This window comes from Methylibium sp., from assembly GCF_013817365.1.
Taxonomy (GTDB): domain Bacteria; phylum Pseudomonadota; class Gammaproteobacteria; order Burkholderiales; family Burkholderiaceae_C; genus Methylibium.
The window spans coordinates 1-6,274 of record NZ_JACDCU010000246.1 but is presented as its reverse complement, the minus strand read 5'-3'; the positions used below and the strand labels follow the sequence as shown (position 1 = coordinate 6,274).

Sequence of the window (6,274 nt, the reverse complement as noted above, 5' to 3'; positions counted from 1 at the left end):
GCGCAGCCGCACAAGGTGCTCAAGGTGAGCCAGGAGAAGATCGACCGCCTGATGGAGCTGATCGGCGAGATGGTGGTGGCCAAGAACAGCCTGCCTTACCTCGCCCAGCGGGCCGAGGTGCATTTCCAGCAGCGCGAGCTGGCGCGCGAGATCAAGGCCCAGTATGCGGTCATCAACCGCATCGCCGAGGACATGCAGCACGCCGTGATGCAGGTGCGCATGCTGCCCGTGGGTGCCGTCTTCCAGCGCTTCGGCCGCCTGGTGCGCGACCTCTCGCGCAAGCTCGGCAAGGAAGTCAACCTCGTCATCGAGGGCGAAGACACCGAGGCGGACAAGAACGTCATCGAGCCCCTGTCGGACCCGCTCATCCACATCCTGCGCAACAGCCTGGACCACGGTATCGAGATGCCCGAAGTGCGGCGCGCCGCCGGCAAGCCGGCGGCGGGAACCATCCGCATCCAGGCCCGCCAGGAAAGCGACCGCGTGGTGATCGAAATCAGCGACGACGGCGCCGGCGTCGACCCGGCACGCGTGCGCGCCAAGGCCGTCGAGCGCGGTCTCGTGGCCGCCGATCGCGCCGCGCTGCTGTCCGACGACGAAGCCGTTCAACTGGTCTTCCTGCCGGGCTTCTCCACCGCCGACACGATCTCGGACCTCTCGGGTCGCGGTGTCGGCATGGACGTGGTTCGCACGGCAATTGAACGCATCAACGGCGGCGTTGAGCTCAGCAGCATCTTCGGCAAAGGCACAACGCTGCGGCTGTCGCTGCCACTGTCGATGGCCGTCACCAACGTGATGGTGATCGAGAGCGCCGGCCGCCGCCTGGGCGTGCCGATGGACCTCATCGTCGAGACGGTGCGCGTGCATGCCGACGACATCCATCACTTCAAGCAGGCGCGCACGACGGTGCTGCGCGGCCGCATCGTGCCGCTGCGCGCACTGAACGAATTGCTGGCCCTCGACGCCGAGCCCCTGGCCAACGAACAGGGCGAACTCGCGGTGCTGGTGGTGCGCATTGGCAACCAGAACGTCGGCCTGCTGGTGGACCGGTTTCAGGGTGCCAGCGACATCATCCTCAAGCCGCTGGAAGGCGTGCTGGCCGGGCTGACAGGCTTTGCCGGCACCGCTCTGATGGGCGACGGCGGTGTGCTCATGGTGCTCAACCCGAAGGAGCTGCTCTGATGGCTGTTCGATACCTCAAAAAACACGCCGCGCTCGAAGGCATCGTCTCGGCCGACGACGCCGAGAACCTGGCCCAGTGGCTGCAGCAGCAAGCCACGCCGGCCGTGCACCTGGGCAAATGCGAACACGTGCACGGCGCCGTGCTGCAGGTGCTGCTGGTGCTGCAGCCGAAGCTCGTGGCCCTGCCGGCCGACGCCCTGTTGGCTGGCGTGCTGCAGGGCGCTTGAAGCCGACCCTTTACCTCCCCTCGCGATCAAACACCCCACCATGAAGACCATCTTTCTCGTCGACGATTCCGCCACCATGGTGATGAGCCTGAAGGCCACACTTGAGATTTCGGGCTTCAAGGTCGAGACCGCCGGCGACGGCGAACAGGCGATGGCGAAGATCAAGAACGGCCTCAAGCCCGACCTGATCATCACCGACATCAACATGCCCAGAATGGACGGCATCGAGCTGATCCGCCAGGCGCGCAAGGTGCTGCGCTTCACGCCCATCCTGACCCTGACCACCGAAAGCCAGCAGGCCAAGCGCGACGAAGCCAAGCAGCTGGGCGCCAGTGGCTGGATGGTCAAACCGGTGGGTGGCGCCGAGCTGGTGAAGGTGATACGCCAGGTCCTGCCGGGGGCCTGAGGTCAAGCCAGAGGCGATCCGCATGAACACAACCACCTTCTCACCAATGCCGGCACGCTGGTGCAGCACGCTGTGGCGCTGGCTGCGGCGCACCGATCCGGCCCCGGCAGCAGCCGTTGCCGAATGCGCCTCCGTCGCCGGCATGCGCACGCTCGATCAGCAGATGGTCACGCAGCTCGGGCGCGCGGTCGGGCTGTCGGAGCAATCGGCGCTGCAACTGGTCAGCCAGGTCGGTGGACTACGTGCGCTGTCCAGCCGGCTGGTCGACTACCTGGAGCACGCGCAAAAACAAAGCGATGCCATGCAGGACGGCATCGAACTCAACAGTCGCATCGTCAACGAGCTGGCGACGTTCGTGCAGACGCTGCCGCGGCAGATCGCGCAGGAGCGCGAGCAGCTCAAGCTGCTGATGCGCGAGGTCAAAGGCCTGGCCGAGATGACCGACACCATTCGCGGCATTGCGCGCCAGACCGAGATTCTGGCCATCAACGCGGCCATAGAGGCGGCGCGTGCCGGCGAGTCCGGCCGCGGCTTTGCCGTGCTGGCGGGCGAGGTGCGGCGCCTGGCAACGCAGTCCAACGAATCGGCGGTCAAGATCAACCATGACATCGGCCGCCTGGTAAGGACCGTCGAGGTGAACTACAGCGGCGAGTTCGAAGCCCGCACCCGCCACAACGAGGCCGAGGCGGAGCGGCTGGGCGGGCTGACGCGACAGCTCGATGAGAGCTACGTCGACATGCGCCAGTTCTACGCCATGCTGATGAAGGCCATCACGCAGCACAACACCGAGCTCGATCAAGGCATCGGACTGCTGCTGGACACGGCGCAGTACCAGGATGTGTTCAAGCAGATCGTCGACCGCGTTCAGCCCGCCATCGACAGCCGCAACGCGGTGCTGGCCGATCTCGTGGCGCGGCTGCGCGCCGGCCAACGGGACACGGGGGAGATCGATGCCCGCGCCGTTGCCCTGACGCCTGAGTACCTGGCTGCCGAAGCGCAGCACCGCGACCCCGAAGCAGCCGCCAGTGCCGCGCCGGGCGCTCCAGCTGCGCGCATCGAACTCTTCTAGAGCTGGAGCATCCCGTGCGGACATCGGACGATCTGACCTGGCGCACGCGTGGAGAAGCCGCCGTGAACTCGCGTCAGGCCTTGCTCGAGCTGGTCGAGCGCCAGCAGGCCACCGAATTGCGTCTGCAGCAGAGCCTGGCCACGCTGCGCCTGCGCGACAGAGCGCTGAGCACGATTTCGCAAGGCGTGTCGATTGCAGACGCTGCTGGCCGCACGACCTACATGAACCGGGCCTGCGAGGAGATCACCGGCTACTGCGCAGAGGAGATGATCGGGCGCACGGCCGGTATGCTGCAGGGCTCAGGCACCAGCCCGGAGATGCGGCAGGCACTGCGCACGGCGATCGCCGATGCGGTGCCGTTCCATGGCGAAGTGCTGAACTACCGCAAGGACGGCACAACGTTCTGGAACGAACTGTCGGTGACGCCGGTGTTCGACACACAGGGCCGGGCGACGCAGTCGGTCGGCGTGATGCGCGATGTGACGGCACGCCGCCATGCCGACGCCGAGCTGTTGCTGGCGGGCAAGCTGTTCGAGCAGAGCAGCGAGGGTTTCATGGTCACCGATGCCGATGGCCGCATCGTCAAGGTGAACCGGGCCTTCAGTGCGATCAGCGGCTACAGCGAGGCCGAGGCACTTGGGCAGAACCCGCGCTTTCTCTCTTCGGGCCGCCACGATGCGGCGTTCTATATGGCCATGTGGAGCGAGATCGCGACCCACGGCCATTGGCGGGGCGAGGTCTGGAACCGCCGCAAGTGCGGCGGGGTCTACCTGCAGTGGCTGTCGATCAGCCGTGTCGTCGACGACACGGGACAGATCACGAACCACCTTGCCGCCTTCAGCGACATCACACAGTGGAAACAGGCCGAGGACAGCCTGCACCGCCTCGCGCACTTCGACACGCTCACCGGTTTGCCCAATCGCGCGCTGCTCGGCGACCGTGCCAGTCTGGCGCTGAAGGTCGCCCACCGCAACAGCGCGCCGTTAGCGCTGATGTTCATCGACCTCGACCATTTCAAGAAGGTCAACGACTCGCTCGGCCACGATGTCGGCGACCGCCTGCTGGTGGCGCTGGTCGAGCGCTTCCAGGTGGGGCTGCGCGAGCAGGACATCTTGTGCCGCAGAAGCGGCGACAAGTTCATGCTGATGTTGCCGGACACCGACGCTGCGGGCGCGGCGCATGTGGCGCATCGGCTGCTGCAGATGTCGCAGGAGCCGCATCAAGTCGGGCCTCACGAACTGACAATCACGCCGTCAATCGGCATCGCGCTGTTCCCCGCGGACGGACAGGACCTGGAATCGCTGAGCCGGTGTGCCGATGCAGCGGTGTACAGCGCCAAACAGGGCGGCCGCAACAACATCTGCTTCTACACGGCCGAGATCCAGGCCCGGTCGGCCCGCGCGCTGCTGCTCGAGAACGCGCTGCGGCGGGCGCTCGAGCGTGGCCAGATGCAACTGCACTACCAGCCGCAGAAGTCCCTGCAGGATGGCGGCATCGTCGGCGCTGAAGCCCTGTTGCGATGGCAGCACCCGGAACTGGGTTGGGTCTCGCCGGCCGAGTTCATTCCCATCGCCGAAAGCAGCGGGTTGATCACCTCCATCGGCGAATGGGTGCTGCGCAGGGTGCAGCAGATGAAGGCTTGGACCGCCGCCGGCATGGGCTCGATCGGCGTGGCCGTGAACCTGTCCACCGTGCAGTTCAGGCAGCAGAACCTGCCCGAACTGTTGGGCCAGATGCTTGCAGAGGCCGGCGTGACGCCGGCGCGCCTGCAACTCGAATTGACCGAAAGCGTCGCTGCCGACGACCCTGAGGCCGCGATGGCCATGATGAACCGTCTGCGCGCCGTGGGCGTGCACATGTCGATCGACGACTTCGGCACCGGCTATTCGTCGCTGAGCTACCTGAAGCGCTTCAAGGTCTACAAACTGAAGATCGACCAGTCGTTCGTGCGTGGCATTATCGACGATGCCTGATGATCAGGCCATCGTCTCGGCCATCATCAGCATGGCGAGGAGTCTGGGCCTGCGCACGATTGCCGAGGGTGTCGAAACCGCCGAGCAGGTGGACTGGCTGCGCCAGGCGGGCTGCGATGAGATGCAAGGGTACCTGCTGAGCCGCCCACTGCCGGCGGCGCAGTTCGAGGCGTTCGTTAACGCCTGGATGGGGCAGCCGACGCGCGCACTGCCTGGGAAAGGCTGCGCCTCGAGAGCCTGGCGCTGTACCACCCGCTGACCGGGCTAGCGAACCGGCACCTGTTCGAGCGCAAGCTGCAGGAAGCCATCGGCGCGAGCATCCGCAACGAGATGCCTCTCTGCGATGTACATGCTCGATTTGGACAAGTTCAAGCCGGTCAATGACAGCCTGGGGCACGCAGCCGGCGACGAACTGCTGGCCGAGGTGGCGAGGCGGCTGCAGTCGCTGGTGCGGGTGCGTGACGTGGTCGCAAGGCTGTGCGGGGACGAACTCGCGATCATCCAGTTCCATGTGGCCGACGTCGAAGACGCCGACATGATCGCCGGGCGAATCCTGCAGGAGATCCGCCGCCCGTTCCGCATTCGTGGCCAGGACGTCGAGATTGGAGTCAAAAGCGCATTTCCGATAGAAATCAACGAGTTGCGCGCCTCGGGTCGACCTAAACTGCTCACCGCTTTAGGCCCAAAGACACCGCCCCCTTGTCGTCAAACAGTCAGCCTCCTCAAAGCGCGCTCATCACGGCGGCGACCGTTGGGCGAACCAGCTTCGACGAAATTACTGACTGGGCTCAGGCTGCCGCAGTCCACGCCTCTCTCACGGGCTTCGCGGCTGCGCTCCTGATCAGGACGGACAGCCAGCGCGCATTGTTTAGGGGGACGATGGACGCCCTTGGAGACTTGGCGCCGGTCCTCAGGCGATGGGACCTGAATGGCACCAAGACGTATGGCCTGAGCGAGCTCGCGACGGCTTGGCAGCGGCGCCCGGCCCACGTGGCCGCAATGGGAGTTCGCGCTCGCCACCGGGGCACCCAGGCAACCGAGTTCTTCCTTCTTGATCTTCAAGAAGGCTTGCTCCATAAGCGGCAGGACGCCCTCTTCTTCTTGTTGGAGGAAGCGTACCCGCATGGAGCTGACGAGGCGCCTCAGCGCTACCTGCGCGCATGGGCGCTCCTCCATGCCGTCCGAGTCGCCAGCTCGGGTGGCTCGCCAGACAAGCTGATAGCAACGGTTTCCCACGGTCTTACGCAGGCCGCCCGGGAGACCGAGGAGCGCAGTTGGCGGGACTGGCTGGGGCCGTTTGGCTCCCCTGCCGATACGTGGGAGACCGTGAACGACCGGTTCAATCCGGACTCCGGCGCTCACGGAAGACGTGATGTCGAACCCAGGCATCGGCCTTTCACCAGAGCCGCAGAAAGAC

General features: G+C 65.7%; 7 protein-coding genes and 1 pseudogene. All 8 read left to right on the top strand.

Features of this window, described 5'->3' with window-relative positions; genetic code table 11:
• On the top strand, positions 1-1,182 hold a 1,182-nt coding region (locus tag H0W38_RS14500), incomplete at its 5' end, for a chemotaxis protein CheA (protein WP_292455272.1).
• Positions 1,182-1,409: a hypothetical protein gene (locus H0W38_RS14495; protein WP_292455269.1), complete on the top strand. Its 228-nt coding sequence runs from the start codon at positions 1,182-1,184 to the stop codon at positions 1,407-1,409. The genes H0W38_RS14500 and H0W38_RS14495, both read left to right, overlap by 1 nt.
• A gap of 40 nt (positions 1,410-1,449) precedes the next feature.
• The gene (locus H0W38_RS14490; RefSeq protein WP_292455267.1) at positions 1,450-1,815 is read left to right on the top strand and encodes a response regulator; all 366 of its coding nucleotides are present in this window, start codon (positions 1,450-1,452) and stop codon (positions 1,813-1,815) included.
• A 22-nt stretch (positions 1,816-1,837) separates the two neighbouring features.
• Positions 1,838-2,884 carry a methyl-accepting chemotaxis protein gene (locus tag H0W38_RS14485; RefSeq protein ID WP_292455265.1) on the top strand — a complete coding sequence of 349 codons (1,047 nt, stop codon included), beginning with the start codon at positions 1,838-1,840 and terminating at the stop codon, positions 2,882-2,884.
• Between the two features lie 62 nt (positions 2,885-2,946).
• Positions 2,947-4,857: an EAL domain-containing protein gene (locus H0W38_RS14480; RefSeq protein WP_292455262.1), complete on the top strand. Its 1,911-nt coding sequence runs from the start codon at positions 2,947-2,949 to the stop codon at positions 4,855-4,857.
• Positions 4,850-5,116 (top strand): EAL domain-containing protein, encoded by a 267-nt coding sequence (locus tag H0W38_RS14475; RefSeq protein ID WP_292455260.1) that lies wholly within the window; start codon positions 4,850-4,852, stop codon positions 5,114-5,116. Before H0W38_RS14480 ends, H0W38_RS14475 begins: the two co-directional genes overlap by 8 nt.
• A 66-nt stretch (positions 5,117-5,182) precedes the next feature.
• A pseudogene (locus H0W38_RS14470) lies at positions 5,183-5,698 on the top strand (diguanylate cyclase); the annotation flags it as partial.
• A 56-nt stretch (positions 5,699-5,754) separates the two neighbouring features.
• Positions 5,755-6,274 (top strand): hypothetical protein (locus H0W38_RS14465; protein WP_292455259.1); only part of this gene is annotated, 520 nt, incomplete at its 3' end.